Annotated in this window: 30 protein-coding genes; 25 read left to right on the top strand and 5 right to left on the bottom strand. The window is 65.1% G+C overall.

Annotated features, from left to right (window positions below; genetic code table 11):
- From flhF to FIV02_RS15145, 14 genes are all read left to right on the top strand, one after another.
- Entirely contained in the window at positions 1–1,311 is a 1,311-nt protein-coding gene (gene flhF, locus FIV02_RS15210; RefSeq protein WP_134675534.1) for a flagellar biosynthesis protein FlhF, read from the top strand.
- A gap of 89 nt (positions 1,312–1,400) precedes the next feature.
- The gene (fleN, locus tag FIV02_RS15205; RefSeq protein ID WP_167494315.1) at positions 1,401–2,231 is read left to right on the top strand and encodes a flagellar synthesis regulator FleN; all 831 of its coding nucleotides are present in this window, start codon (positions 1,401–1,403) and stop codon (positions 2,229–2,231) included.
- Positions 2,228–2,974 carry an RNA polymerase sigma factor FliA gene (fliA, locus tag FIV02_RS15200; protein ID WP_037050464.1) on the top strand — a complete coding sequence of 249 codons (747 nt, stop codon included), beginning with the start codon at positions 2,228–2,230 and terminating at the stop codon, positions 2,972–2,974. Before fleN ends, fliA begins: the two co-directional genes overlap by 4 nt.
- Positions 2,975–3,074: 100 nt before the next feature.
- Positions 3,075–3,449, top strand: a complete 375-nt coding sequence (locus tag FIV02_RS15195; RefSeq protein WP_169968482.1) for a chemotaxis response regulator CheY — start codon at positions 3,075–3,077, stop codon at positions 3,447–3,449.
- Positions 3,450–3,468: 19 nt separating this feature from the next.
- Complete coding sequence (locus tag FIV02_RS15190) at positions 3,469–4,257, top strand: protein phosphatase CheZ (RefSeq protein ID WP_037050467.1); 789 nt, start codon at positions 3,469–3,471, stop codon at positions 4,255–4,257.
- 12 nt (positions 4,258–4,269) lie between these two features.
- On the top strand, positions 4,270–6,504 hold the full coding sequence (locus FIV02_RS15185) for a chemotaxis protein CheA (protein WP_152489091.1): 2,235 nt from the start codon (positions 4,270–4,272) through the stop codon (positions 6,502–6,504).
- A gap of 45 nt (positions 6,505–6,549) precedes the next feature.
- Complete coding sequence (locus FIV02_RS15180; RefSeq protein ID WP_037050471.1) at positions 6,550–7,671, top strand: chemotaxis response regulator protein-glutamate methylesterase; 1,122 nt, start codon at positions 6,550–6,552, stop codon at positions 7,669–7,671.
- A 25-nt stretch (positions 7,672–7,696) separates the two neighbouring features.
- On the top strand, positions 7,697–8,437 hold the full coding sequence (locus FIV02_RS15175; protein WP_037050473.1) for a flagellar motor protein: 741 nt from the start codon (positions 7,697–7,699) through the stop codon (positions 8,435–8,437).
- Positions 8,438–8,452: 15 nt separating this feature from the next.
- Complete coding sequence (gene motD / locus FIV02_RS15170; RefSeq protein ID WP_037050475.1) at positions 8,453–9,262, top strand: flagellar motor protein MotD; 810 nt, start codon at positions 8,453–8,455, stop codon at positions 9,260–9,262.
- 82 nt (positions 9,263–9,344) lie between these two features.
- The gene (locus tag FIV02_RS15165) at positions 9,345–10,133 is read left to right on the top strand and encodes a ParA family protein (protein WP_152489090.1); all 789 of its coding nucleotides are present in this window, start codon (positions 9,345–9,347) and stop codon (positions 10,131–10,133) included.
- A gap of 86 nt (positions 10,134–10,219) precedes the next feature.
- Positions 10,220–11,047, top strand: a complete 828-nt coding sequence (locus FIV02_RS15160) for a CheW domain-containing protein (RefSeq protein WP_152489089.1) — start codon at positions 10,220–10,222, stop codon at positions 11,045–11,047.
- A gap of 96 nt (positions 11,048–11,143) precedes the next feature.
- Entirely contained in the window at positions 11,144–11,623 is a 480-nt protein-coding gene (locus FIV02_RS15155) for a chemotaxis protein CheW (protein ID WP_037050483.1), read from the top strand.
- A gap of 3 nt (positions 11,624–11,626) precedes the next feature.
- Complete coding sequence (locus tag FIV02_RS15150; RefSeq protein ID WP_037050486.1) at positions 11,627–12,049, top strand: DUF2802 domain-containing protein; 423 nt, start codon at positions 11,627–11,629, stop codon at positions 12,047–12,049.
- A gap of 123 nt (positions 12,050–12,172) precedes the next feature.
- On the top strand, positions 12,173–12,616 hold the full coding sequence (locus FIV02_RS15145; RefSeq protein ID WP_152489088.1) for a rhodanese-like domain-containing protein: 444 nt from the start codon (positions 12,173–12,175) through the stop codon (positions 12,614–12,616).
- On the opposite strand, the gene FIV02_RS15140 is transcribed toward FIV02_RS15145, so the two are convergent.
- Together FIV02_RS15140 and FIV02_RS15135 are read right to left on the bottom strand one after the other, a co-directional pair.
- Positions 12,597–12,938, bottom strand: a complete 342-nt coding sequence (locus tag FIV02_RS15140; RefSeq protein ID WP_037050489.1) for an EscU/YscU/HrcU family type III secretion system export apparatus switch protein — start codon at positions 12,936–12,938, stop codon at positions 12,597–12,599. The two genes, FIV02_RS15145 and FIV02_RS15140, sit on opposite strands and share 20 nt — an antisense overlap.
- Positions 12,935–14,467: a flagellar hook-length control protein FliK gene (locus FIV02_RS15135; protein WP_152489087.1), complete on the bottom strand. Its 1,533-nt coding sequence runs from the start codon at positions 14,465–14,467 to the stop codon at positions 12,935–12,937. Before FIV02_RS15135 ends, FIV02_RS15140 begins: the two co-directional genes overlap by 4 nt.
- Before the next feature lie 159 nt (positions 14,468–14,626).
- Here FIV02_RS15135 and ccmA point away from each other — a divergent pair, with 159 nt between their 5' ends.
- From ccmA to FIV02_RS15085, 10 genes are all read left to right on the top strand, one after another.
- Positions 14,627–15,271 (top strand): cytochrome c biogenesis heme-transporting ATPase CcmA, encoded by a 645-nt coding sequence (ccmA, locus tag FIV02_RS15130; RefSeq protein ID WP_134675541.1) that lies wholly within the window; start codon positions 14,627–14,629, stop codon positions 15,269–15,271.
- A complete protein-coding gene (gene ccmB, locus FIV02_RS15125) occupies positions 15,268–15,939 on the top strand; it encodes a heme exporter protein CcmB (protein ID WP_037050495.1) in 672 nt (223 codons plus the stop codon). Before ccmA ends, ccmB begins: the two co-directional genes overlap by 4 nt.
- 64 nt (positions 15,940–16,003) lie before the next feature.
- The gene (locus FIV02_RS15120; protein WP_152489086.1) at positions 16,004–16,759 is read left to right on the top strand and encodes a heme ABC transporter permease; all 756 of its coding nucleotides are present in this window, start codon (positions 16,004–16,006) and stop codon (positions 16,757–16,759) included.
- Positions 16,756–16,932 (top strand): heme exporter protein CcmD, encoded by a 177-nt coding sequence (ccmD, locus tag FIV02_RS15115; protein ID WP_037050499.1) that lies wholly within the window; start codon positions 16,756–16,758, stop codon positions 16,930–16,932. The genes FIV02_RS15120 and ccmD overlap by 4 nt, the downstream gene beginning before the upstream one ends.
- On the top strand, positions 16,929–17,417 hold the full coding sequence (ccmE, locus tag FIV02_RS15110) for a cytochrome c maturation protein CcmE (RefSeq protein WP_037050501.1): 489 nt from the start codon (positions 16,929–16,931) through the stop codon (positions 17,415–17,417). The genes ccmD and ccmE overlap by 4 nt, the downstream gene beginning before the upstream one ends.
- Entirely contained in the window at positions 17,414–19,387 is a 1,974-nt protein-coding gene (locus tag FIV02_RS15105; RefSeq protein ID WP_134675542.1) for a heme lyase CcmF/NrfE family subunit, read from the top strand. The genes ccmE and FIV02_RS15105 overlap by 4 nt, the downstream gene beginning before the upstream one ends.
- Positions 19,384–19,923: a DsbE family thiol:disulfide interchange protein gene (locus FIV02_RS15100; RefSeq protein ID WP_037050505.1), complete on the top strand. Its 540-nt coding sequence runs from the start codon at positions 19,384–19,386 to the stop codon at positions 19,921–19,923. Before FIV02_RS15105 ends, FIV02_RS15100 begins: the two co-directional genes overlap by 4 nt.
- Entirely contained in the window at positions 19,920–20,408 is a 489-nt protein-coding gene (locus FIV02_RS15095; RefSeq protein WP_037050507.1) for a cytochrome c-type biogenesis protein, read from the top strand. Before FIV02_RS15100 ends, FIV02_RS15095 begins: the two co-directional genes overlap by 4 nt.
- A complete protein-coding gene (gene ccmI, locus FIV02_RS15090) occupies positions 20,405–21,616 on the top strand; it encodes a c-type cytochrome biogenesis protein CcmI (protein WP_152489085.1) in 1,212 nt (403 codons plus the stop codon). Before FIV02_RS15095 ends, ccmI begins: the two co-directional genes overlap by 4 nt.
- A complete protein-coding gene (locus FIV02_RS15085; RefSeq protein WP_152489084.1) occupies positions 21,613–21,939 on the top strand; it encodes a hypothetical protein in 327 nt (108 codons plus the stop codon). Before ccmI ends, FIV02_RS15085 begins: the two co-directional genes overlap by 4 nt.
- Positions 21,940–22,004: 65 nt before the next feature.
- On the opposite strand, the gene FIV02_RS15080 is transcribed toward FIV02_RS15085, so the two are convergent.
- Together FIV02_RS15080 and FIV02_RS15075 are read right to left on the bottom strand one after the other, a co-directional pair.
- On the bottom strand, positions 22,005–23,462 hold the full coding sequence (locus tag FIV02_RS15080) for a DASS family sodium-coupled anion symporter (RefSeq protein WP_037050513.1): 1,458 nt from the start codon (positions 23,460–23,462) through the stop codon (positions 22,005–22,007).
- An 82-nt stretch (positions 23,463–23,544) separates the two neighbouring features.
- A complete protein-coding gene (locus FIV02_RS15075) occupies positions 23,545–24,411 on the bottom strand; it encodes an ion transporter (protein ID WP_152489083.1) in 867 nt (288 codons plus the stop codon).
- A 297-nt stretch (positions 24,412–24,708) separates the two neighbouring features.
- On the opposite strand from FIV02_RS15075, the gene FIV02_RS15070 reads away from it, so the two are divergent.
- Positions 24,709–25,659, top strand: a complete 951-nt coding sequence (locus FIV02_RS15070; RefSeq protein ID WP_152489082.1) for a hypothetical protein — start codon at positions 24,709–24,711, stop codon at positions 25,657–25,659.
- 172 nt (positions 25,660–25,831) lie between these two features.
- Here FIV02_RS15070 and FIV02_RS15065 read toward each other — a convergent pair whose 3' ends face one another.
- Positions 25,832–26,221 carry a hypothetical protein gene (locus FIV02_RS15065; protein WP_152489081.1) on the bottom strand — a complete coding sequence of 130 codons (390 nt, stop codon included), beginning with the start codon at positions 26,219–26,221 and terminating at the stop codon, positions 25,832–25,834.
- Positions 26,222–26,228 lie beyond the last annotated feature (7 nt).

Below are 26,228 nucleotides of genomic sequence, written 5' to 3'. Positions count from 1 at the left end.
ATGCAGGTCAAACGCTTCTTCGCCGCCGATATGCGGACCGCCATGAAACTGGTGCGTGACGAACTGGGCGCCGATGCCTCGATCATCGGCAACCGCCGCGTGGCTGGCGGTGTGGAGCTGACGGCTGCGCTGGATTACCAGGCGCCGGCCCCGGCACGCCCGAACCCGGCGCTGGAAGCCGAGTTGCGCAAGACCCAGGCGCGCATCGCCAGCGCCCAGGCCGAGCTGACCACCCGTGCCGAACAGGATGCCGGCAAGGATCGCCAGTTGTTCGCCAACGAGTCGCTACTGGCGCCCGAGCTGCCGGCGACGCCGGTCAAGCCGCAGCGCCCGCTCGAGGCGCCTGTCGCCGCTGCACCGGCGGTCGATCCCCGGGCCCTGGACGCGATGCGCTTCGAGCTGCATGGCCTGCGTGAGCTGATCGAAGTCCAGCTGGGGTCCATCGCCTGGGGGCAGTTGCAGAATCGTCGTCCGCAGCAGGCCAACCTCTGGCGTCGCCTGCAGCGCATGGGCCTGTCGGCCGAGCTGTCGCAAGCCCTGCTGAGCAAGGTGGCCGGTGTGGCCGAACCGCGTCAGGCCTGGCGCATGCTGCTGGCCCACCTGGCTCACGCGATCAGGACGCCCAAGGTCGAGCCGCTGGAAGAGGGTGGGGTGATCGCCCTGGTCGGTCCGGCCGGCATGGGCAAGACCACCACGCTGGCCAAGCTGGCTGCGCGCTACGTGCTTAAGTACGGCGCGCAGCAGGTCGCTCTGGTGAGCATGGACAGCTATCGTATTGGCGCACAGGAGCAACTGAAGACGCTTGGGCGTATCCTTGGCGTATCGGTGACCCAGGTCGATCCCGGTCAGTCTCTGCTGCAGGCTCTGACGCCGCTGGCCAAGAAACGCGTGGTGCTGGTCGACACCGCAGGCCTGCCGGGTAACGATCCGGCACTGCGTCTGCAGCTGGAGAGCCTGGCGTCGCCACGCATCAAGTCGAAGAATTATCTGGTTTTGGCGGCAACGAGTCAGAACCAAGTGCTCAAGGCGGCCTACCATAGTTACAAGCGCTGCGGACTTTCTGGTTGCATACTGACCAAGCTGGACGAGGCTGCGAGCCTGGGCGAGGTATTGGGTCTGGCTATAGGCCAGCATCTGCCGGTAGCCTATGTGACAGACGGGCCGCGCATTCCGGATGACCTGCAGGTGCCGCGCAGCCATCAACTGGTCAGCCGCGCAGTGGGCCTGCAGTCTGCGGAGGAGCCGAGTGAGGACGCCATGGCGCAGTTGTTCGCCGGGCTCTATCACCAGCCCGCGCAGCGCGCCGGCTGAACGGCGACAATGTTGCACCCTCTCGCGCATGAGCGCGGGAGTGAACGGCCTGATGGTCAAGTCGAAGTTAGACAAGGTGTAGAAAGAACATGGGTATGCATCCCGTACAGGTGATTGCGGTGACCGGCGGCAAGGGTGGCGTCGGCAAGACCAATGTGTCGGTGAATCTGTCCATGGCCCTGGCCGACCTCGGTCGGCGGGTGATGCTGATGGACGCCGACCTGGGGCTGGCCAACGTCGACGTGCTGCTGGGGCTCACACCCAAGCGCACCCTGGCCGATGTGATCGCCGGCGAGTGCGATCTGCGTGACGTGCTGCTGCAGGGGCCGGGCGGCATTCGCATCGTGCCGGCCGCGTCGGGCACGCAGAGCATGGTCAGCCTCACGCCGATGCAGCATGCCGGGCTGATCCAGGCATTCAGCGACATCAGCGAGAACCTCGATGTCCTGGTGATCGACACCGCCGCCGGTATCGGCGATGCGGTGGTCAGCTTCGTCCGGGCGGCGCAGGAAATCCTCGTGGTGGTGTGCGACGAACCGACCTCCATCACCGACGCCTACGCCCTGATCAAGCTGCTCAATCGTGACCATGGCATCAGCCGTTTCCGCGTGCTGGCCAACATGGCTCACAGTCCGCAGGAAGGGCGCAATCTCTTTGCTAAGCTGACCAAGGTGACGGATCGTTTTCTTGATGTCGCCCTGCAATATGTCGGCGCCGTGCCCTACGACGAGTGCGTGCGCAAGGCCGTGCAGAAGCAGCGTGCCGTCTATGAGGCGTTCCCACGATCCAAGTGCGCCCTGGCGTTCAAGGCGATTGCTCAGAAGGTCGACACCTGGCCGTTACCGGCCAACCCCCGCGGCCATCTGGAGTTCTTCGTCGAGCGTCTGGTGCAGCAACCGACGGCTGACAGTGCCGTATGACAGCAGCTTCTGGACTTCGTATGTACAACAAGGCGCAGGCGCAGGACTCCCAGCACCAGTTGATCGAGCGCTATGCCTCCCTGGTCAAGCGCATCGCCTACCACCTGCTGGCACGTCTGCCAGCCAGCGTGCAGGTCGATGATCTGATCCAGGCGGGGATGATCGGCTTGCTCGAGGCCTCGCGCAAATACGACTCCAGCAAGGGTGCCAGCTTCGAAACCTTCGCCGGCATCCGCATTCGCGGTGCCATGCTCGACGAGGTACGCAAGGGCGATTGGGCGCCGCGTTCCGTGCATCGCAACAGCCGTATGGTCAGCGATGCGATTCGTGCAGTCGAAGCCCGAACCGGGCGCGACGCTAAAGATCACGAGGTTGCTGCCGAACTCCAATTGAGTCTGGAGGATTACTACGGCATTCTTGGCGACACTTTGGGCAGCCGCCTGTTCAGCTTCGACGACCTCTTGCAGGATGGCGAGCACGGCGGCTTGCACGAAGACGCCGGGCACACCCATCTCGAACCTTCGCGGGACCTCGAAGACGAACGCTTTCAGGCGGCTTTGGCCGAGGCCATCGCCGGTTTGCCCGAGCGTGAACGTCTCGTGCTGGCGCTGTATTACGATGAAGAACTGAACTTGAAAGAAATCGGTGAAGTGCTGGGGGTTAGCGAGTCACGTGTGAGCCAACTGCACAGTCAGTGCGCGGCACGCCTGCGCTCGCGACTGAGTGAATGGCGCGCAGGCTGAACAGCGGCGTACTCGCAGGCGGAAGCGGTTTCTCGATTAAAGGACGTAGTTGCAAGCGCAATACGTTTGGGACTGTACGGAGGTCGACTTGGACAAGAACATGAAAATCCTCATCGTTGACGATTTCTCGACGATGCGACGGATCATCAAGAACCTCTTGCGGGACTTGGGTTTCACCAACACCGCAGAAGCCGATGACGGCACGTCGGCGCTGCCGATGCTGCAGAGCGGCAGCTTCGACTTTCTGGTGACCGACTGGAACATGCCCGGCATGACCGGTATCGACTTGCTGCGCGCCGTTCGCGCCGACGAGCGTCTCAAGCACCTGCCGGTGCTGATGGTGACCGCCGAAGCCAAGCGCGACCAGATCATCGAGGCGGCTCAGGCCGGCGTGAATGGCTACGTGGTCAAACCCTTCACCGCCCAGGTGCTGAAGGAAAAGATCGAGAAGATCTTCGAGCGAGTCAACGGCTGATGTCGGCCGCGAGGGTGCTATGGAACATGATGACTCCACGATGGGTGACCTTGAGTCGACCCTGAAAAACAACGCCCGTGACCTGGTCGATAGCCTCGAACAAGGCAATTTCGGCGCCGCGGTGCAACTGATCAACGAACTCAACAAGGTCCGTGATCGCGGGCTCTATCACGAGGTCGGCAAGCTGACCCGTGAGTTGCACAACGCCATCGTCAACTTTCAGATCGACCCGCGCATGCCGCATGCGCAGGAGCTGTCGCAGATCGCCGATGCGACCGAACGCCTGAACTACGTCGTTACCCAGACCGAGAGGGCGGCCAACCGCACCATGGACCTGGTGGAGCAGAGCGCTCCGCTGGTCAATGACCTGAGCGATGAGGCGCAGAGCCTGAGCGCCGAATGGGGCCGTTTCATGCGTCGCGAGATGGGCGCCGAAGGGTTCCGCGAGCTGGCCAAGCGCGTCGAGCTGTTCCTCGCGCGCAGCGAGCGTGACGGCGCCAAACTGTCCAATCACCTCAACGACATTCTGCTGGCGCAGGACTATCAGGACCTCACCGGGCAGGTGATCAAGCGGGTCACCCAGCTGGTGACCGAGGTGGAAGGCAACCTGCTCAAGCTGATGCTGATGGCCAGCCAGGTCGACCGTTTTGCCGGCATTCAGCATGACCACGAAGCGTTGCGTGCCGAACAGGAAAAAATAAAAGAGCCATCGCGGGGTGAAGGTCCGCAGATTCATGCCGATAAGCGTGATGACGTTGCCTCCAGTCAGGACGATGTCGACGACCTGCTGTCCAGCCTAGGGTTCTAAGGAGCACACAATATGAGCTTCGGCGCCGATGAAGAGATCCTCCAGGACTTCCTGGTAGAGGCCGGCGAGATTCTCGAACAGTTGTCCGAGCAGTTGGTCGAGCTGGAAAGCCGGCCGGACGACATGAACCTGCTCAACGCCATCTTTCGCGGTTTCCATACCGTCAAGGGCGGAGCAGGCTTCCTCCAGCTCAACGAGCTGGTGGAGTGCTGCCACATAGCCGAGAACGTGTTCGACATCCTGCGCAAGGGTGAGCGTCGCGTCGACTCGGAACTGATGGACGTGGTGCTCGAGGCTCTTGATGCAGTCAACGGCATGTTCGGCGAGGTGCGCGAGCGCCGCGAGCCGACGCCTGCCACGCCGGAACTGCTGGCCGCGCTGGCGCGCCTGGCTGAACCGGCTGGTGCCGAGCCGGCGCCTGCGCCGGTCGTGGCAGCCGCGCCGGAACCCGAGCCGGAGCCTGAGCCGGTTGCGGCTGCTGCGGCGTCCGGCGACATCACCGACAGCGAGTTCGAACAGCTGCTCGACGCCCTGGGCGATGCCCCGGCCGTGGAAGCGGCGGCGCCTGCCAGTGACGACATCACCGACGACGAATTCGAGTCGCTGCTCGACCAGTTGCATGGCAAGGGGCAGTTCAGTGGCCCGGTCGAGACGCCTGCCAGCACCGCCAGTGCTGCCGCACCGGCGCCGGCGCCTGCCAGTGACGACATCACCGACGATGAATTCGAGGCGTTGCTCGACCAGCTGCACGGCAAGGGGCAGTTCTCCGGCCCGGCTGAAACCGCCGCGCCAGCCGTCGCTGCCAGCGAACCGCCGGCGCCTGCCGGTGATGACATCACCGACGACGAGTTCGAGTCGCTGCTCGATCAGTTGCACGGCAAGGGCAAGTTCGTGCCGCCGAGTGAACCGGCTGCTCCCGCTCCGGCAGCGAAACCGGCTGCACCTGCAGCCAAGCCCGCCGCAGCGGCCAAAGCTGCTGCGCCCGCCAAGCCGGCCGCTCCGGCCAAGGCCGAGCCCGCTGCTGGCCGCGCAGCAGCCGCGCCGGCACCTGCTGGCGACAAGGCACCGGCGGCGAGCGAGGCGGAAACCACCGTACGCGTCGACACCGCGCGCCTCGACGAGATCATGAACATGGTCGGCGAGCTGGTGCTGGTGCGTAACCGCCTGGTGCGCCTGGGTCTCAACAGCGGCGACGAGGCGATGTCCAAGGCGGTGTCGAACCTCGACGTGGTCACTGCGGACCTGCAGACCTCAGTGATGAAGACCCGCATGCAGCCGATCAAGAAGGTGTTCGGCCGCTTCCCGCGTCTGGTCCGCGATCTGGCGCGCAACCTGAAGAAAGAGATCAACCTCGAGCTGGTGGGCGAAGAGACCGACCTCGACAAGAACCTCGTCGAGGCCCTGGCCGACCCGCTGGTGCACTTGGTGCGCAACGCCGTCGACCATGGCGTGGAAACGCCGGAGGAGCGCGAGAAGGCGGGCAAGGCCCGTGCCGGTCGCGTGGTGCTGTCCGCCGAGCAGGAAGGGGATCACATCCTGCTGTCGATCACCGACGACGGCAAGGGCATGGATGCCGACGTGCTGCGCGCCAAGGCCGTGGAAAAAGGCCTGCTGGACAAGGACGCGGCGGATCGCCTGAACGAGTTCGAATGCTACAACCTGATCTTCGCCCCGGGCTTCTCGACCAAGACCGAGATTTCCGACGTGTCCGGCCGTGGTGTCGGCATGGATGTGGTCAAGACCAAGATCACCCAGCTCAACGGCACGGTGAACGTGTTCTCGCAGAAGGGCCAGGGCTCGAAGATCATCATCAAGGTGCCGCTGACCCTGGCGATCATGCCCACGCTGATGGTGATGCTGGAAAACCAGGCATTCGCCTTCCCGCTGGTCAACGTCAACGAGATCTTCCACCTCGACCTGTCGCGTACCAACGTGGTCGATGGCCAGGAAGTGGTGATCGTGCGTGACAAGGCGCTGCCACTGTTCTATCTCAAGCGTTGGCTGGTACCGCAGGCCTTCCAGGAGGAACAGCGCGAAGGTCACGTGGTGATCCTCACCGTGGGCAGCCAGCGCATCGGTTTTGTCGTCGATCAATTGGTGGGTCAGGAAGAAGTGGTAATCAAGCCACTGGGCAAGATGCTGCAGGGCACTCCGGGCATGTCCGGGGCGACCATCACCGGCGACGGTCGCATCGCGCTGATTCTCGACGTACCGAGCATGCTCAAGCGCTACGCTCGGCGTTTCTGATGGTTTTGCGGCACGGGCCGAAGCCCGTGCCGTCTAGGAGTGTTTATGACTGTCAAGGTCTTGGTGGTGGACGATTCCGGCTTCTTCCGCCGGCGTGTTTCGGAAATTCTGTCTGCCGATTCCAGTATTCAGGTGGTAGGGACGGCCACCAACGGACGTGAAGCCATCGATCAGGCATTGGCGCTCAAGCCCGATGTGATCACCATGGATTACGAGATGCCGATGATGGACGGCATCACCGCAGTGAGGAACATCATGCAGCGCTGCCCGACGCCGGTGCTGATGTTCTCCTCGCTCACCCACGAGGGCGCCCGTGTCACGCTCGACGCGCTGGACGCCGGTGCCGTGGACTTCCTGCCGAAGAACTTCGAGGACATCTCGCGCAACCCCGAGAAGGTCAAGCAGATGCTGTGCGAGAAGGTGCACAGCATTGCGCGCAGTAACCGCCGTTTCAGTTCGGCCGCGGTGGCTCCGGCGCCGACAGCGGCCAGTCCGACGGCAGCGCCGGTTAGTCGCCCGGCCGCACCGGCCCGGCCCGCTGTGGCCAGCCCGGCTGCGCGCAGCGCAGCGCCGTCCAGCAGCGCCTCGGCAGCGCCCAAGCGCAAGGCCTACAAGCTGGTGGCCATCGGTACCTCGACCGGCGGCCCGGTGGCCCTGCAGCGGGTCCTGACCCAGTTGCCAGGCAATTTTCCGGCGCCTCTGGTGCTGATCCAGCACATGCCGGCGGCGTTCACCAAGGCCTTTGCCGAGCGTCTGGACAAGCTGTGCCGGATCCAGGTCAAGGAAGCCGAGGATGGCGACGTGCTGCGCCCCGGGCTGGCGCTGCTGGCGCCGGGCGGCAAGCAGATGATGGTCGATTCGCGCGGCGTGGTGAAAATCCTCCCGGGTGACGAGCGTCTGAACTACAAGCCCTGTGTCGACATCACCTTTGGCTCCGCCGCCAAGTCCTATGGCGACAAGGTGCTGGCGGTGGTGCTGACCGGCATGGGCGCGGACGGCCGCGAGGGCGCACGCCTGCTCAAGCAGGGCGGCAGCCAGGTGTGGGCACAGGACGAGGCCAGCTGCGTGATCTATGGCATGCCCATGGCCGTGGTGAAGGCCAACCTGGCCGATGCCGTCTATGGCCTGGATGACATCGGTCGTCACCTGACCGAGGCCTGCCAGTGACCAACGCTAATGCGGATGCCTGCCAATGGATGTACTGAGCCTCATCGGCGTCATTCTGGCGTTCGTGGCGATACTCGGCGGCAACTACCTCGAAGGCGGCAATGCCGGCGCGTTGCTCAACGGGCCGGCCGCATTGATCGTGCTGGGTGGCACCGTGGGCGCTGCTTTCCTGCAGACGCCGGTGACCGTGTTCAAGCGTTCGATGGTCGTCGTGCGCTGGATCTTCTTTCCGCCGCGTATCGACCTGGTTGGCGGCATCAACCGGGTCGTCGGCTGGAGCATGGTGGCGCGCAAGGAGGGCCTGCTGGGGCTGGAGGCTGTCGCCGACGCCGAGCCTGACCCATACGCGCGCAAGGGCCTGCAGCTGCTGGTCGACGGCGCTGAGCCGGAGTCGATCCGCAGCATCCTCGAGGTCGACCTCTACACCCAGGAAGCACGCGACATCCAGGCTGCCAAGGTGTTCGAGAGCATGGGCGGCTACGCGCCGACCATCGGCATCATCGGCGCGGTGATGGGGCTGATCCACGTGATGGGCAACCTGGCCGACCCGAGCATGCTCGGCAGCGGCATTGCCGTGGCGTTCGTCGCCACCATCTACGGCGTGGGTTTTGCCAACCTGCTGCTGTTGCCGGCCGGCAACAAGCTCAAATCCATCGCGCTGCGTCAGTCGCGTTACCGCGAGATGCTGCTCGAGGGCATCCTGTCCATCGCCGAGGGTGAGAATCCGCGTTCCATCGAGCTGAAGCTGCAAGGCTTCATGGACTGATGGAGGGATGGCAGCATGGCGCGCAGGCGGCACCAGGAAGAACACGAGAATCATGAGCGTTGGCTGGTCTCTTACGCCGACTTCATCACCCTGCTGTTCGCGTTTTTCGTGGTGATGTATTCGATTTCGTCGATCAACGAAGGCAAGTACAAGATTCTCTCCGAGTCGCTGACGGGAGTGTTCAATCAGCCGGATCGTTCGATCAAGCCGATCCCGGTGGGTGAAGAAAGGCCGCGTACCAGCGAGCCTGACGACACCACGCACGACGATCCCAGCTCCGATTCCACCCTGCAGAGCATCGCCTCGAGCGTGCGCGAGGTGTTCGGTGAGCTGATCCAGAGCGATCAGCTGACGGTGCGGGGCAACGAGATGTGGATCGAGATCGAACTCAGTTCCAGTCTGCTGTTCCCAAGTGGAGACGCCATCCCGAACAACCAGGCGTTTTCCATCATCGAGAAGGTCGCCAAAATTCTGGCGCCCTATCAGAACCCGGTCAAGGTGGAGGGCTTCACCGACAACCTGCCGATCCAGACCGCTCAGTACCCGACCAACTGGGAGTTGTCGTCGGCACGGGCGTCGAGCATCGTGCGTATGCTGGCCATGGATGGTGTCGACCCTTCGCGCCTGGCGGCGGTAGGCTACGGCGAGTTTCAGCCGATAGCGGACAACGCCTCGGCGGAGGGCAGGGCGCGCAATCGCCGGGTGGTGCTGGTGATTTCGCGCAATCTCGATACCCGTCGCGGTGCAGGCAGTACCTCGACTCGACAGTCCGGCGCTGGCACGCAACCTGCACCGGCGTCTGCGTCGGGGGTTCCGCAATCGTGACCTGTCAAATCCCAGTCGCCTGCCGCGTGCAGGTGACAGCCATTCTCGGCCTGAGCGCTGCGTGCCGGGAGGATGAGAGAAAATGAAAGTCTGGGCAGTAGCCAATCAGAAAGGTGGTGTCGGCAAGACCACTACGTCCATCGCCCTGGCAGGCCTCCTGGCCGATGCGGGCAAACGTGTGGTGGTGGTCGACCTCGACCCGCATGGGTCGATGACCAGTTATTTCGGGCATGACCCGGATACCCTGGAGCACAGCTGCTTCGACCTGTTCCTGCATCAGGGCAACGTGCCCCAGGGCCTGCCGAAGCAACTGCTGCATGGCACCAGCCACGAGAACATCTCGCTGCTGCCGTCGAGCACCGCACTGGCCACCCTGGAGCGCCAGTCTCCGGGGCAGAGCGGCCTGGGCCTGGTGATCGCCAAGAGCCTGGCGCAGCTGTGGGAGGATTTCGACCACGCCATCATCGACAGCCCGCCACTGCTTGGCGTGCTGATGGTCAACGCCCTGGCGGCCAGCCAGCAGCTGGTGATCCCGGTGCAGACCGAGTTCCTCGCGGTCAAGGGGCTCGAGCGGATGATCAGCACGCTGACCATGATCAACCGTTCGCGCAAGCAGGCGCTGCCTTACACCATCGTGCCGACCCTGTTCGATCGCCGTACCCAGGCATCGATGAGCACGTTGCGCGTTCTGCGCAATACTTATCCCGAGCACCTCTGGCCAGCCTACATTCCGGTCGACACGCGCCTGCGCGATGCCAGCCGGGCCGGGCGCACCCCGTCGCAGTTCGACGCGAGCAGCCGTGGCGTGATTGCCTACCGTGCCCTGCTCAAGCATCTGCTCAGCCACCAGCCAGCGGCGCAGGTGGCCTGAGATGAACGCTTGTGTTGAACTGCGCCACTCAAGTTGGAGCAGGCTGCAGCCGATAGACTGTAAAGATATCGTTTCGGGTTCCAGTCATGAGTCGTAACCTCGCCACCGCCACGCGTTCCCAGTTGGCCCTGCAGTCCTATCTCGATGGGCTGTTGCAGGAGGCTGTTGCCGAGCTGGAAGAGTCCGTCAGCCTCGACGAATTCGAGGCCGCGGTGCTCGAGGAACAGGTGCGTGATGCGCGTCTGCTCGAACCCGTGAGCGTGGTTGCCGTGGCCGAGGTGCCCGCGCCTGCTCCGGTGCAGGCAGCGGTGCTGGTGGAAGCGCCGCCCGTGGAGTTGCGGGTGCCGGTGCCGGCACCAGTCATCGATGAGGCGCCTCCCGCCCTCGACCTCGATCTGGAGGCCGCTGCGCAACCGGTCGGGCTGCTGGCGGATGGTCGTCCGGCCTGGGCAGAAGAGCCGTTCGAGTGCCTGCTGTTCGACGTCGCCGGGCTGACGCTCGCCGTGCCGCTGATCTGCCTGGGCTCCATCTACCCGCTGGAGGGGCAGGAGCTGACGCCGTTGTTCGGCCAGCCGGACTGGTTTCTCGGTATCCTGCCGAGCCAGGCCGGTAACCTGAAGGTGCTGGACACCGCGCGCTGGGTGATGCCGGACCGCTACCGCGAGGACTTCCGCGAGGGCCTGCAATACGTGATTTCGGTGCAGGGCTACGAGTGGGGGCTTGCCGTTCACCAGGTCAGCCGCTCGATTCGTCTGGACCCGAGCGAGGTCAAATGGCGCAGCCAGCGCACCCAGCGGCCATGGCTGGCTGGTACGGTGATCGAGCATATGTGTGCGCTGCTGGACGTCGCCGCACTGGCCGAATTGATCGCCAGCGGTGGCGCGAAACGGCTGAACGGTGGAAAACTGCATTGATAATTGGTGAGTTCGTGGTCACGGGCTCTATAGTTGAATGACAAGCGGGCTGACCCGCGAACGCCGCACTGGGCGGTTTCTGACGAGGCTAGGGACATGAAGAAAAGTTCTGCACAAGGTGCCGAAGATCCGATTCTGCAGTGGGTGACCTTTCGCCTGGACAACGAGACCTATGGCATCAACGTGATGCAGGTGCAGGAAGTCCTGCGCTACACCGAGATCGCTCCGGTCCCGGGTGCACCGAGTTACGTGCTGGGCATCATCAACCTGCGCGGCAACGTGGTGACCGTGATCGATACCCGCCAGCGCTTCGGCCTGGGGTCGGCGCCGGTGACCGACAACACCCGTATCGTCATCATCGAGGCGGACAAGCAGGTCGTCGGCATTCTCGTCGACAGCGTGGCCGAAGTGGTCTACCTGCGTCAGTCCGAGATCGAGACCGCGCCGAACGTCGGTAACGATGAATCGGCCAAGTTCATCCAGGGCGTCTGCAACAAGAACGGCGAGCTGCTGATCCTGGTCGAGCTGGACAAGCTGATGTCCGAGGAAGAGTGGTCGGAGCTGGAGAGCATCTGAGCCATGTCCGAGTTTGCCATGCTCGCTGCGGCCCTGGCCTTCTTGGCGCTGGTCTGCGTGGCACTGGGCATCGTCTGCAACGGCCTGCATCGCAACCAGCAGCGCCTGCTCGCCGAGCAGGCCAAGCGCGATGCACTGCGTGATGCGCGGATCAAGGAGCTCGGCAAGCGGCTCGATGCCTACCTGACCGGCAGCATTCGCATGGGCGAAGAGCTGCACGAGCTGCGCCGCGTGGTGGCGCCGCTGCCGGACAAGGTCAGTCAGATCGAGCAGCGCGACCCCAGCAGCCTGTCCTTCACCCAGGCTGCACGCCTGGTCGGCATGGGTGCCAGCGTCGACGACCTGACCCAGTCCTGCGGGCTGAGCAAGGCGGAAGCCGAGCTGATCAGCCGCCTGCACAAGCCCAGGGCGGGGCAGCCGCAATAGCTGCCACTGATAGTCGGCAGCGTTCTTAGCAGGTCCACGGGCCTGCCCAATCAGTCCTAGCGCCTGTTTCATCCCATCTAAGCTGAAAGAAGGTTCTCGTGCGGCATTCGGAGGGGGATGATCATGCGTCGTCTGCTCGTTCTGTTCGCCAGCTGCTTGCTCTGCCAGCCGCTGATGGCTCAGGAAGCGCCTTTGCAGGTGTCCGGCGCCATCACCGTCAACGTCATGCAGGCCAAGCACCTGCATGACCATGGCGCGCTGTTCATCGATGTACGCCCGGCGCGCGAGTGGGCCTGGGGGCATGTGCAGGGCGCCGTGCACCTGGACCTGCACGGTCGTTTTCCCGGCCTCGCCGAGGCATCCCTGCCGCGCGAGACGCCCCTGGTGATCTACTGCGACAGCGAGGTATGCGCGCAGAGCGCCGTGGCCGTCGAGCAGGCGGTGCGCTGGGGCTACACCCGGGTGTTCTATTTCCGTGGTGGCTACTTCGTCTGGCAGCTGTTCGACCTGCCCAGCAGCAAGGAGGCCGCCGACCAGCGCCTGGCGGTCAGTTCGCCGGCCCCTTGAGCAGAGGCAGCGGTGGCGTGACGTCGCGTTCGGCATCCGGGTCGAAGCCTGCAGGTGTCTTGCCCTGCAGGTACCAGGCGAAGGCGATGATCTCGGCGATGCAGCGATACAGCGTCTCGGGAATGGCGTCCCCCAGCTCCAGGCGCGCGAGCAGGCGCACCAGTTCGGCATTCTCGTAGATCGGCACTTCGTATTCGCGGGCGATGGCGAGTATGGCTTCGGCCAGCTCGTCGTCGCCTTTGGCGCTGAGCACGGGGGCGCTCTGCCCGTCGTAGTTGAGGGCGATCGCCTGGCGCGGCTCGGGCTGTGTCTTGCGACTCATGCGGTTTCATCCACCCAGCGTTGTTCCAGCGAGGTCTTCGGGCCTTGTGGCGGCATGCCCTGGCTGCAGGCCAGTTCGCCGACCTCCAGGCCGGCGGCCTGCAGGCGCTCACGCAGATGGCCAAGTTCGGCGTTGATCAGCTGGGTGGTGTCGGCGCGTTCGGCCCACAGCTGGCTGGACAGGCTGCCGCGCAGCAACTGGGCGCGTACCTGCAGCGGGCCGAGGTGGTCCAGCTCGAACGCCAGCTCGACCTTCCACAGGGTGTCCTTCTGCTCGGCTTTCTCCGCCTTGCCGCTGTCCTCGCGCTGCAACTTGACCTGCAACGGGATCACCTCCTGCTGGTGGCGCATGGGCAGCTCCAGCTGCCAGGTGGTGACCAGGTTGCCGTTGGCGTCCACCTGGGTCTGCGCCAGGCTCGACAGCTGGTGCGTCTGCAGCCGCGATACGGCGGCAGCGGCGAGCTTCAACAGGGTTTCCAGATCGGCCTCGCCGTCCATGTTTTGCAGCAGGCGCGAGGGCAGGGGGAAGGTCAGCGCCTGCTGCCGTGCGGAGCCGCCGGTGGCGTTCACGCCAAGCAGCTGTCGGGCCAAAGTGGGCAGGTTCTGGTTGAGGGCGTTCTGCAGGCCGGCCAGCGCGCCTGCGCCGCCTGGCAGCTGCGGCATGAGCTGGGCGATCAGGCGCAGCAGGTTGGCCTTGAGGTCCTGGGGCAGGGCGGCGGTCTGGCCTTGCAGCAGCTTGGCTTCAAGCAGTACGCCGCTGCTTTCCAGTGCCTGTGCCAGGCCCTTGGCGGTGCTCAGCTGACTGCTGTCGGGGAGGGCGCCGAGCAGTTTGTCGATGCTGCCACGCAAGGCGTCGTCCCCGCCGCTGAGGTTCTGCAGGCCTTTGAACAGGCCTTCCAGGGACGCCTGACGGTTCTGCTGCGCGGCCAGCTGCTGGCCCAGTACCAGCTGGTCCAGGCGGCCGCTCAGCGGCAGGAAGGCCAGATTCTGGCTGCCCTGTACCTGGGCGCTGAGCAGGCTGCCGAGGGGCAGTTCCAGCGGGCTGTCCAGGGCCAGCTGGCTGCCAGCCAGTGGTGTGTTGAGCAGGTTCACCAGCAGGCGATAGACCGGCTGGGCGTTCTGCGTCGGCAGCGCGTCGCGGCTGACGACCTTGCCCTGCACCAGCGTGCCCAGGGGCAGCTGCTGCAGGTCCAGGCTGGTCAGCGGTTTGTCGCCGCCGGCCTGCAGCGCCAGGGCCAGGCGCGTGTCCGACAGCGCCGTCACCAGCAGCGCGCTGCCCTGCGCCAGTGGCCGTGGGCTTTCCGCCTGCAGGGTGGTCTGCTTGCCGCCATCGAGCGTCAGCTTGAGCAGCAGCTGGAAGCTCTGCGCCTGTTCACGGATGGCGACCACCTCGGCCTTGGCGCTTTCGCCTGCGGCCAGCATGCCCTCCAGCGGCTGCAGCAGGCGCACGGCCAGGTCAGCGGCCGTCATCGTGCTGCGAATCACCGGTGGCGAGGAGGGAAGCGGACGTGGGCTGCTGATTTCGCTCATCTGGGCTCTTGGTCGAAAGTCTGTTAACAACCTGTCGAAAATGCTGACTGCGGGGACAGTGATGCGACATGTATAATGCCGCCCCGTTCCGCACCGTACTTCCGGCTCGCGTCAGTATAGCGGCCTGGACTCTGCCTACTTTAACCCTGCCAGGTATCGATGACCCGTACCGTTCCCTTTCTCGAAGCCGTAGCGCTCAGCTGTGAGCGGGATTGGCGCATGTTGTTCGAGCATCTGGATTTCGCCCTGCAGGCCGGGGACATGCTGCAGATCAGCGGCCCCAACGGCAGCGGCAAGACCAGCCTGCTGCGCCTGCTGGCCGGCCTGCGGCAGCCGACGGCGGGCGACATCCTGTTGCAGGGGCGGGCGCTGGCGCAGCAACGCAGCGAACTGGCGCATGACCTGCTGTGGATCGGCCACGCGGCCGGTATCAAGGGCCTGCTGACTGCCGAGGAGAACCTGGCCTGGCTGTGCGCCCTGCATCGTGCCGCCGACCGCGAGGCGATCTGGCAGGCGCTGGAGGCGGTAGGCCTGCGTGGTTTCGAGGACGTGCCCTGCCACACCCTGTCCGCCGGGCAGCAGCGCCGCGTCGCCCTGGCCCGGCTGTATCTGCCCGACACGCCGCCGCTGTGGGTGCTCGACGAGCCGTTCACCGCCCTGGACAAGCATGGCGTGGCGCAACTGGAGGCACATCTGGCGCGCCACTGCGAGCAGGGCGGCGTGGTGGTGCTGACCACCCACCACAGCCTCGCGCACAAGCCGGCCACCTACCGCGAACTCGACCTGGGGCAGCACGCCGCATGAGCAACGTCTTCACGCAACTGCTCAGCCGCGAGATGCGCCTGCTGGCCCGTCGCCCATCCGACCTGGCCAACCCGCTGGTGTTCTTCGCCATCGTCATCGCCCTGTTCCCCCTGGCGGTCGGGCCGGAGACGCAATTGTTGCAAACCCTTTCTCCCGGCCTGCTCTGGGTAGCGGCGCTACTGGCCGTGCTGCTCTCGCTGGACGGGCTGTTCCGCAGTGATTTCGAGGACGGCTCGCTGGAGCAGTGGGTCCTTTCGTCGCACCCCCTGCCTCTTCTGGTGTTGGCCAAGGTGCTGGCACACTGGCTGTTTAGCGGCCTGGCGCTGGTGTTGCTGGCGCCCCTGCTGGCCCTGATGCTCGGTTTGCCCGGGCGCTGCCTGCCGGTCCTGCTGCTGTCGTTGTTGCTCGGCACGCCGGTGCTGAGCCTGCTCGGCGCGGTGGGCGCAGCCCTCACCGTAGGTCTCAAGCGCGGCGGGTTGTTGCTGGCGCTGCTGATTCTGCCGCTGTACATCCCGGTGCTGATTCTCGGCAGCGGGGCTCTGCAGGCGGCCTTGCAAGGATTGCCGGCTGGCGGCCACCTGTTGTGGCTGGCCAGCCTCACTGCCCTGGCGGTGACGCTGACACCTTTTGCAATTGCCGCTGGCCTGACCATCAGCGTCGGCGAATAAGAACGAACCGTGATGCGTAGCCCGGATACAGTCCGGGCCACGTTACAGATGATGAGTCGACTGAATGAACTGGACGTGGTTTCACAAGTGGGGTTCGCCCAAGTGGTTCTATGAGATGAGCGGCCGCTGGCTGCCCTGGCTGAGCGTCGCGGCGCTGCTGCTGATCGCCGTCGGCCTGGTCTGGGGCCTGGCCTTCGCGCCACCGGACTACCAGCAGGGCAACAGCTTCCGCATCATCTATATCCACGTTCCCGCGGCCTTCCTGGCCCAGTCCATCTACGTCATGCTGGCCATCGCCGGCCTGGTCGGGCTGGTCTGGAAGATGAAGCTGGCCGATGTCGCCCTGCAACAGGCCGCGCCGGTCGGCGCCTGGATGACGGCGATCGCGCTGGTCACCGGCGCCATCTGGGGCAAGCCGACCTGGGGCACCTACTGGGTCTGGGACGCGCGCCTGACGTCGATGCTGATCCTGCTGTTCCTCTACTTCGGCGTCATCGCCCTGGGCAACGCCATCAGCAACCGCGACAGCGCCGCCAAGGCCTGCGCCGTGCTGGCCATCGTCGGCGTGGTCAACATTCCGATCATCAAGTACTCGGTCGAGTGGTGGAACTCGCTGCACCAGAGCGCGACCTTCAAGATCACCGAGAAGCCGGCGATGCCGGTCGAGATGTGGTTGCCGTTGCTGCTCGCGGTGCTGGGTTTCTACTGTTTCTTCGGTGCCGTGCTGCTCTATCGCATGCGCCTGGAAGTGCTCAAGCGCGAGGCCCGCAGCAGCTGGGTCAAGGCTGAAGTGCAGGCACTGGTGGAGGGCAAGGCATGAGTTTCGCGTCGTTCTCCGAGTTTCTCGCCATGGGCACCCATGGCGCCTACGTCTGGAGCGCCTATGGCATCAGCCTGGTCGTCCTGGCGTTGAATGTGGTGCTGCCGATCCTGGCACGCCGCCGTTATCTGCAAGACGAGGCGCGCCGTTTGCGCCGGGAGAAGTCGAAGTGAATCCGGTTCGCAAGAAACGCCTGTACATCGTCCTGGCCATTCTCTGTGGCGTCAGCATCGCCGTCGCCCTGGCACTGAGCGCGCTGCAGCAGAACATCAACCTGTTCTACACCCCGACGCAGATCGCGGCCGGCGAGGCGCCGGTCGATACCCGCATTCGCGCCGGTGGTCTGGTGGAAGAGGGCTCGGTGAAGCGTTCGGCGGATTCGCTGCAAGTGGACTTCGTCGTCACCGACGGCGCTCACGGCGTGACCATTCGCTACCACGGCATCCTGCCGGACCTGTTCCGCGAAGGGCAGGGCATCGTCGCCCTGGGTCGGGTCAACGAAGACGGCGTGCTGGTGGCCGATGAGGTGCTGGCCAAGCACGACGAGAACTACATGCCGCCTGAAGTCATGCAGGCGCTGGAAAAGAGCGGGATGATGCAGAAACACGATGAGGCCAAGGCCGCCAAACAGGGCTATCAGCAGGAGCGTGCGCAATGATCCCCGAGCTCGGCCATCTGGCGATGATCCTGGCGCTGTGCCTGTGCCTGGTGCAGGCGACGCTGCCGCTGATCGGCGCCTGGCGCGGTGACCACCAGTGGATGAGCCTGGCGCAGCCGGCTGCCTGGGGTCAGTTCGCCTTCCTGTTGTTCTCCTTTCTGTGCCTGACCTACGCCTTCATGGTCGACGACTTCTCCGTCGCCTACGTCGCCAGCAACTCCAACACCGCGCTGCCCTGGTACTACAAGTTCAGTGCCGTATGGGGCGCTCACGAGGGTTCCCTGCTGCTGTGGGCGCTGATCCTCGCTGGCTGGACCTTCGCCGTCTCGATCTTCTCGCGGCATCTGCCGGAGGAGATGCTCGCCCGCGTGCTGGCCGTGATGGGCATGATCAGCGTCGGCTTCCTGCTGTTCCTGATCATCACCTCCAACCCCTTCGAGCGCCTGCTGCCGAACGCACCGATCGACGGCCGCGACCTCAACCCGTTGCTGCAGGACTTCGGCCTGATCGTGCACCCGCCGATGCTGTACATGGGCTACGTCGGTTTCTCGGTCGCCTTCGCCTTCGCCATCGCCGCGCTGCTCGGCGGCAAGCTGGACGCGGCCTGGGCACGCTGGTCGCGGCCCTGGACCATCGTTGCCTGGGCCTTCCTCGGCATCGGTATCGCTCTGGGCAGCTGGTGGGCCTACTACGAACTGGGCTGGGGCGGCTGGTGGTTCTGGGACCCGGTGGAAAACGCCTCCTTCATGCCCTGGCTGGTGGGCACCGCACTGATCCACTCGCTGGCGGTGACCGAGAAACGTGGCGTGTTCAAGAGCTGGACGGTGCTGCTGGCCATCGCGGCCTTCTCCCTGAGCCTGCTGGGGACCTTCCTGGTGCGCTCCGGTGTACTGACTTCGGTGCACGCCTTCGCCACCGACCCGGAGCGGGGTGTGTTCATCCTCGCCTTCCTGCTGGTGGTGGTCGGCGGATCGCTGGCGCTGTTCGCCGTGCGCGCGCCGGTGGTCAAGAGCCAGGTCGGCTTCGGCCTGTGGTCGCGCGAGACGCTGCTGCTGGTCAACAACATCGTGCTGGTGGTATCCGCCGCGATGATCCTGCTCGGTACGCTGTACCCGCTGGTGCTCGATGCCCTGACCGGCGCCAAGCTGTCGGTCGGCCCGCCGTATTTCAACGCACTGTTCCTGCCGCTGATGGCGCTGCTGATGGCGGTGATCAGCGTCGGCGTGCTGGTGCGCTGGAAGGATACGCCGCTGAAGTGGCTGGGCAGCATGCTGACCCCGGTGCTGGTGGCCAGCGTGGTGCTGGCGGCCATTGCCACCTTCGTCCACGGCGATTTCCACTGGGCGGTGCTGGCTGTGTGCGTGCTGGCCTTCTGGGTGATCCTCGCGGGGTTGCGCGACATCCTCGACAAGACCCGCCACAAGGGCCTGCTCAAGGGCCTGCCGAGCCTGGGCCGCAGCTACTGGGGCATGCAGCTGGCGCATTTCGGTTTCGCCGTATGCGCCCTCGGTGTGGTGCTGACCAGCCTGGGCAGCTACGAGCGTGACCTGCGCATGGCGCCGGGTGACTCGGTGGAGCTGGCCGGCTACCGCTTCCAGTTCGACGGTGCCGTGCATCATGAGGGTCCGAACTTCATCTCCGACAAGGGCACGGTGCGCGTCTTCGACGGCGAGCGCGAGGTCAAGGTGCTGTACCCCGAGAAGCGTCTGTACACCGTGCAGCAGGCGACCATGACCGAGGCCGGCATCGATGCCGGGTTCACCCGCGATCTCTTCGTCGCCCTCGGCGAGCCGCTGGAGCAGGGAGCCTGGGCCGTTCGCGTGCACATCAAGCCGTTCGTGCGCTGGATCTGGCTGGGCGGCCTGCTGATGGCCTTCGGTGGCTTGCTGGCTGCCGCGGACAAACGCTACCGGATCAAGGTGCGCACCCGCGTGCGCGAGGTACTGGGTCTGCAGGAGGCCAGCGCATGAAACGTCTACTGATGCTGTTGCCGCTGCTGGCATTCCTGGCGATTGCCGTATTCCTCTATCGTGGCCTGTTCCTCGATCCGTCGGAATTGCCCTCGGCGCTGATCGGCAAGCCGTTCCCGGCCTTCAGCCTGCCGTCGCTGGAGGACCCCGAACGCGCCATCAGCGAGGCCGATATCAAGGGCAAGCCGGCCCTGGTCAACGTCTGGGCCACCTGGTGTCCGTCGTGCCGCCACGAGCATCCGGTGCTGAACAAGCTGGCCGAGGCCGGCGTGGTGATCCACGGGGTGAACTACAAGGACCAGCGCGAGCCGGCACAGAAGTGGCTGCGCGAACTGCACAACCCCTACCAGCTCAACATCGAGGATGCCAAGGGCAGCCTGGGCTTCGATCTGGGCGTGTACGGCGCGCCGGAAACCTTCTTCGTCGATGCCAAGGGCATCATTCGCCACAAGTACGTCGGCACCATCGACGAGCGCGTGTGGCGCGAGCAACTGGCACCGATCTATCAGCAACTCGTCGATGAGGCCCGGCCATGAAGCGTCTGTTGCTTGCTGCCGGCCTGGCATTGGGCCTGGTGGCCGTGGCTCATGCGGCCATCGATACCTACGAATTCGCCAGCGAGGCGGAGCGTCAGCGCTACCGCACCCTGGTGGAAGAGCTGCGTTGCCCGAAGTGCCAGAACCAGAATATCGCCGACTCCAACGCGCCGATTGCCATGGACCTGCGCGACGAGGTCTACCAGATGGTCGAGGCGGGCAAGACGGACGCACAGATCATCGACTTCCTGGTCGCCCGCTATGGCGACTTCGTGCTCTACAACCCCCCGGTGACCAGCCGCACCTTGCTGCTCTGGTACGGCCCGGCCGGGTTGCTGCTGATCGGCTTCGTGGTGCTCGGCGTGATCGTGCTGCGCCGCCGTGGCCAGCAGAAGGACCGTGCCGACGCAGGCCTCTCCGTTGATGAGCAGGCGCGACTCGCCGCGCTGCTCGACCAAGCTTCTCAGGACAAGAAAGACCGATGATCGATTTCTGGTTGCCCGCCGGGCTGCTGTTGCTGACTGCCCTGGCGTTTCTGCTCATTCCTGTGCTGCGCATCCGCAAGCTGCAGGCCGAAGAAGACCGCACCGCGCTCAACGTCACCCTGTACCAGGAACGCCTGCAGGAGCTGGAATCCCAGCGCCAGGCAGGTGTGCTCGACGACGCGCAACTCGAGGCCGGCCGTGCCGAAGCTGCCCGCGAATTGCTGGACGACACCGAGGGCGTGCAGCGCCGCAGCAGTGTGCTGGGCGGCAAGATTCCGCTGTTCGCCGCCTTGCTGGTGCCCGTGCTGGGTGTCGGCCTGTACCTGCACTGGGGCGCCATCGACGAGCTCGAGCAGACGCGCCTGCTGGCGGCCCAGCAGCCGCAGAGCATCGAGGAAATGACCGCGCGCCTGGAGCAGGCGGTCAAGGAGCAGCCGCAGTCCGCCGAGGCCTGGTACTTCCTCGGACGTACCTACATGGCGCAGGAGCGTGCAGGCGACGCCGCCAAGGCGTTCGAACAGGCGGTGAACCTGGCCGGGCGTGCGCCGGAGCTGCTTGGTCAGTGGGCGCAGGCGCTGTACTTCGCCGAAGGCAAGCAATGGAGCCAGCGTCTGCAGGCGCTCACCGACGAGGCGCTCAAGGGCGATCCGCAGGAGGTGACCAGCCTGGGTCTGCTGGGCATCGCGGCCTACGAAAGCCAGCGCTATGCGGATGCCGTGCGCTACTGGGAGCGCCTGGTCGCGGTGCTGCCGGAGCAGGACCCGTCGCGTGCCGCCATCGTCGGTGGTATCGAGCGGGCTCGCGAGCAGATGGGCGATGCCGGGCAGGCCAGTGCTGTCGCCGAACCGGGTGCCAAGGTGCATGCGCTGGAGGTCAGCGTATCGTTGTCGCCCGAGGTGCAGAAGAACGTGCAGCCGGATGATGCCGTGTTCGTCTTCGCCCGTGCCCTCAGCGGTCCGCCGATGCCGCTGGCGGTCAAACGCCTGAAGGTCTCCGACCTGCCGGCCCGGATCAGCCTTTCCGATGTCGACGCGATGATGCCGGAACTGAAGATCTCCCGGTTCGATCAGGTACAGCTGGTGGCTCGCGTGTCCCGCGCCGGCAATGCCACCCAGGGCGAGTGGACGGGCCAGGTCGGCCCGGTGGCCAACACCGCACGTGAGACCCAGACGCTGTTGATCGACAGCCGCGAAGGGCAGGTGCAATGAAGCGCCTGGTGCTGGCGGCATTGTTCGGATTCGGCCTGAGCGGCTGCGTGCTGCAGCAGCCGAACACACCGATCGACGATCTGCCGCCGGTCCAGCAGCCCTCGCATCCGCGTTATGCGCCGCCGCCTGGGGTGAAGAGCCACTGGAGCCCGGCGCTGGGGGTCTACGTGGTCGAAGGCGCGCAGGACTTGTACTACCGTGAGCGCGTCTTCTATCGCTTCGACGGTGGCTGGAGCTGGTCGCCCCGCGTGGCCGGTCCCTGGCAGGCGACCGACAGCAGTGGCATTCCGCCCGGACTGTTCCGCCACTATCAGAACCGCTGATCAGGCGGTCCCCGCACATGAAAACGGCGCCCGCAGGCGCCGTTTTTCGTTTGTGCGAGCCGGGATCAGTGCGCCCAGATCAGCCCTACCAGCAGGTAGCAGATCAGCGTCACCAGCACCACGCCGAACAGATTGAGGGCGAAGCCCGCCTTGATCATCGACTGGATCTTCATGTGCCCGGTGCCGAACACGATGGCGTTGGGTGGCGTCGCCACCGGCATCATGAAGGCGCAGCTGGCGGCGATGGCGGCGGGAATCGCCAGCAGTTCCGCCGGCATGCCCTGGGACACGGCGAGGGCGCCGAGCAGCGGCAGGAAGGCGGCGGCGGTCGCGGTGTTGGAGGTCACCTCGGTGAGGAAGATGATCACCAGGACCACCACGCCGATCATCGCGATCACCGGCAGGGCGCCCAGCGCCCCCAGGCTCTGCGCGATCCACTCGGCCAGGCCGGTGCTGCGAATCACGCTGGCCAGCGACAGGCCGCCGCCGAACAGCAGCAGCACGCCCCAGGGCAGCTTGCTGGCGCTTTCCCAGTTCATCAGGAACACGCGCTTGCGGGTGTCCACCGGGATGATGAACAGGGCCATGGCGGCTGCGATGGCGATGCTGGTGTCGTTGACACCGGGTAACTTGTCGGCGATCAGCGGCTGGAACACCCAGGCCAGGGCGGTGAGCACGAACACCAGGGCCACCAGCTTCTCGCCACGGCTCAGTGGGCCGAGTTCGGCCAGCTCGCTGCGGATCAGCTGCGAGCTGTCGTGGCCGGCCAGCTTGAAGCCACCACGGGTCAGCCACCACCAGGTGAGCACCAGCATCACGAACGCCACGGGCAGGCCCAGCAGCATCCATTGGCCGAAGCCGATCTGCACGTCGTAGTTCTCGGCCAGGAAGGCCGCCAGCAACGCGTTCGGCGGGGTGCCGATCAGCGTGGCGATGCCACCGATGCTGGCGGCGTAGGCGATGGCCAGCAGCAGTGCGGTGGCGAAGCGCTCGCGCTCGGCGCCACCGGAGTCCCGTTCGCCGGCAAGCATGGCCACCACCGACAGGCCGATGGGCAGCATCATGATGGTCGTGGCGGTGTTGCTCACCCACATGCTGAGGAAGGCGGTGGCCAGCATGAAGCCGGCGATCTGCCGGCTCGGCTTGCTGCCCACGGCCAGCAGCGTCATCAGCGCGATGCGCTTGTGCAGGTTCCAGCGTTCCATGGCCAGGCCGAGGATGAAACCGCCGAGGAACAGGTAGATGGTCGGGTTGGCGTAGGGCGCGCTGGCGGCGTTGAGGCTGTCGATGCCCAGCGCCGGGATCAGCAGGATCGGCAGCAGCGACGTGGCCGGAATCGGGATGGCCTCGGTGGACCACCAGGTCGCCATCAGCAGGGTCAGGCCGATGGTGGCCCAGGCGGCACTGGAGAGTCCGGCAGGCGGCTCCGTGAGCAGGCAGGCGAGCAGCAGCAGTGGCCCGAGAATCAGGCCAATCCACGCCGCCTTGGCAGGTGCCGTGGTTTCATTGGTGGTAACGGCCATGGCGCTTCCTTCAGCGTAAAAAAGGCGGCTTTATAGCCCAGCGGGCGACTCTATGACCACGCGCTGGCCCATCGGTTTTGCTTCAGTCTGTTTCACGCCTGTCGCGAGGCGCTGAAGAGGCCGGATCGCAGCGCGTGAACAGCGGTCCGCCGCAGCGGTTGCAGAACGCCGCACTGTGCTCGTGGCGGGGTTTGCGGCAGTGCGGGCAGTCGTGCTCCATCTGGCCATCCTGGCGCATGGCATTGGCCAGTTCCGCGGTGAAGATGCCGGTCGGCACGGCGATGATCGAGTAGCCGGTGATCATCACCATCGTCGCCAGCATCTGCCCCAGCGGCGTCTTCGGCGTGATGTCGCCGAAGCCCACGGTGGTCAGCGTCACCACTGCCCAGTAGATGCTGGTGGGGATGCTGGTGAAACCGTGGGCCGGGCCTTCGACCACGTACATCAGCGCGCCGAACACCGTGACCAGGGTAGAGACGCTGACCAGGAAGACGATGATCTTCTGTTTGCTGCCACGTAGCGCCACCAGCAGGAAATTGGCCTGGGTCAGGTAATGGCGCAGCTTGAGCACGCGGAAGATGCGCACCATGCGGATCGCGCGGACGATCATCAGGTACTGCGCGTCGGCGAAAATCAGCGCCAGGATGGCCGGCAGCACGGCCAGCAGGTCGACCAGGCCGAAGAAGCTGAAGGCATAGCGCAGCGGCTTGGGCGAGCAGTACAGGCGCAAGGCGTATTCGACCGCGAACAGTGCGGTGAAGAACCACTCCAGCGCACTGAACAGTCCGGCGTACTGGTTGTGGAAGCGCTCGATGCTGTCGAGCATCACCACCACCAGGCTGGTGAGGATGGCCACCAGCAGCCAGTTGTCGAAGCGCTGCGCTGCCGGCGTGCTGGTCTCGAAGATGATGATGTAGAGGCGCTGACGCCAGCTCTGCCGATTGTCCATGGCAATGTCCGAAATCTGAAAAGGGGCACAGCCTAGGCAGGAAGGGGGGAGAGGGCAAGGGACGGCGAGGATTGCTGGCCGCTGCTGGGGGGACGTGGACGTTTACGAGGTAGAAATCGTGACGCCACCCAGCAAATCACGCTTGGTGGCAAGATGCCATGTGAGCTAACATGAGCCGGTTTTTCGGCGCCGTTTTTTTGCTGTTCAACGGATGGGTGACACGCGCCTCCGCATTGCGCTCCGTTGAGCGTGAAGCAACGCGTTGCCATCGCAGGTCTTCATACAAGGATAGTGTTGATGAGGCGTGACTCTGGTTCACTGGTCGAGGGCGCTCCTGGCGCGTCGGGGTTCATCGGCTGGATACGTGGCTGCACATTGCTGTTGTCTGTCGTGCTGCTGGCTGGCTGTGCAGGACGGGGTGCAGAGCCGCCGAAGCCTGCGACAAATCCGCTGGAGAACATGAACGAGCTGTTGCTGTCGCTGGCTCAGCGACTTGAAACGCTCGCCACGGGCGATCGCGAGCTGGCTCTGGCTCTGCGTAGCCAGGCTGAGTCATTGGACTCGCTCGGCAGGTCACAGCCGGCGCTGGAGGCCATCGACAAGGCGCTTGCCCTGGCGCCCGACGCCGAACTGCGGCAAGAGCTGCTGTCGACCAAGGCTGCGATCCTGTTCAGCCTGGACAGGGCATCCGATGCGCTGGCCATTCTGGTGCCGATGCTTGGGCTGGAGCAGTCGCCGTCTGCCGAGCAGATGGCTGCAGGCCAGGGCGACCTCTCTCAGGAATACATCGTCGCAGCGTTCTGCTACATGAGGCTGGAACGCTGGTCGGATGCAGCGCGAGCGCTTTCTCGCACTCAGCCTGCCGGGCCGGAAGACGATCTCGCAGCCTACGTGGCGCTGACCTACAGCTACATCAAGGCCCGCTCTGGCGAGTCCGTGTCTGACGCCTGGCTGGATGCGCAGGTCGAGTTCTCTGCCGCCAACGATGCGGGGCACTACGGCGCGCTGATTCAGATGTGGCGGGGGGATTTCAACCGCGACCAGATCGCCAAGGGCCTGAGTGCTCTGAAGGGCACTGAGCAGCAGGACGCTCTGGGTGAGGTGCTGTTTCATCGAATGGCCTACGCCAGGTACGTGGAAGACGACCCGGACATGGCTGCCGAACTGTACGGACGCCTCAACGATCTGGCTCCCTACGGAAACATCGAGTGGATCTATGCCAGGCAGCTCATCGGCACCGTGCGATGAGCGACTGCCTGCGGCTCATGCCTGAGCACATAGCTGAGGAACTTGCTGGTCTCGTTGAGTCGCTTGGTATCCATACTGTTCGTTGTATCCGGGGGCGTGGGCACGAGGTCGGACGGTCCGTTCGTTGTGCCATTGTCTCTGTGAGTGCAGCAGCGTCTCGCTGGGCGGGTGCTCATTCCCCCGCCAGCGACGACTCCTCCCGTGGGTCGGCCAGGATGAAGCTGTCACCGGTCACTGCGGTGATGCGTGCCGTGCCCAGGTTGAGCAACTGCCACTGCCATTCCCCGTAGCGCGTGCGCAAGGTGCCGTGCGCCTGGCAGGGGCCGTAGAGGTACCAGTCGTGTTCCTGGCGCGGCGTGATGAGGATGGCGTGGCGCAGGAAGTCGGCGACCATCGCCGCGCTGACGGTGAACGTCTGGCAGCCCTCCTGCTGCGGGCCGCTGCGATCCTCGCTGACGAGGACGTCGCTGACCGGGCCGATCAGGCTGGGGCTGGTTTCTGCGCTGGCCGTGGCTGCAGCCAGCAGCAGGCCGAGGCCGAGGCCGAGTGTGCGTCTGTCCATGATCCTG

It is taken from the genome of Pseudomonas sp. THAF187a, from assembly GCF_009363395.1.
GTDB classification, from domain to species: domain Bacteria; phylum Pseudomonadota; class Gammaproteobacteria; order Pseudomonadales; family Pseudomonadaceae; genus Aquipseudomonas; species Aquipseudomonas khazarica.
The sequence above is the reverse complement of the archived record's forward strand: the minus strand, read 5'-3'. Positions and strand labels throughout refer to the sequence as shown.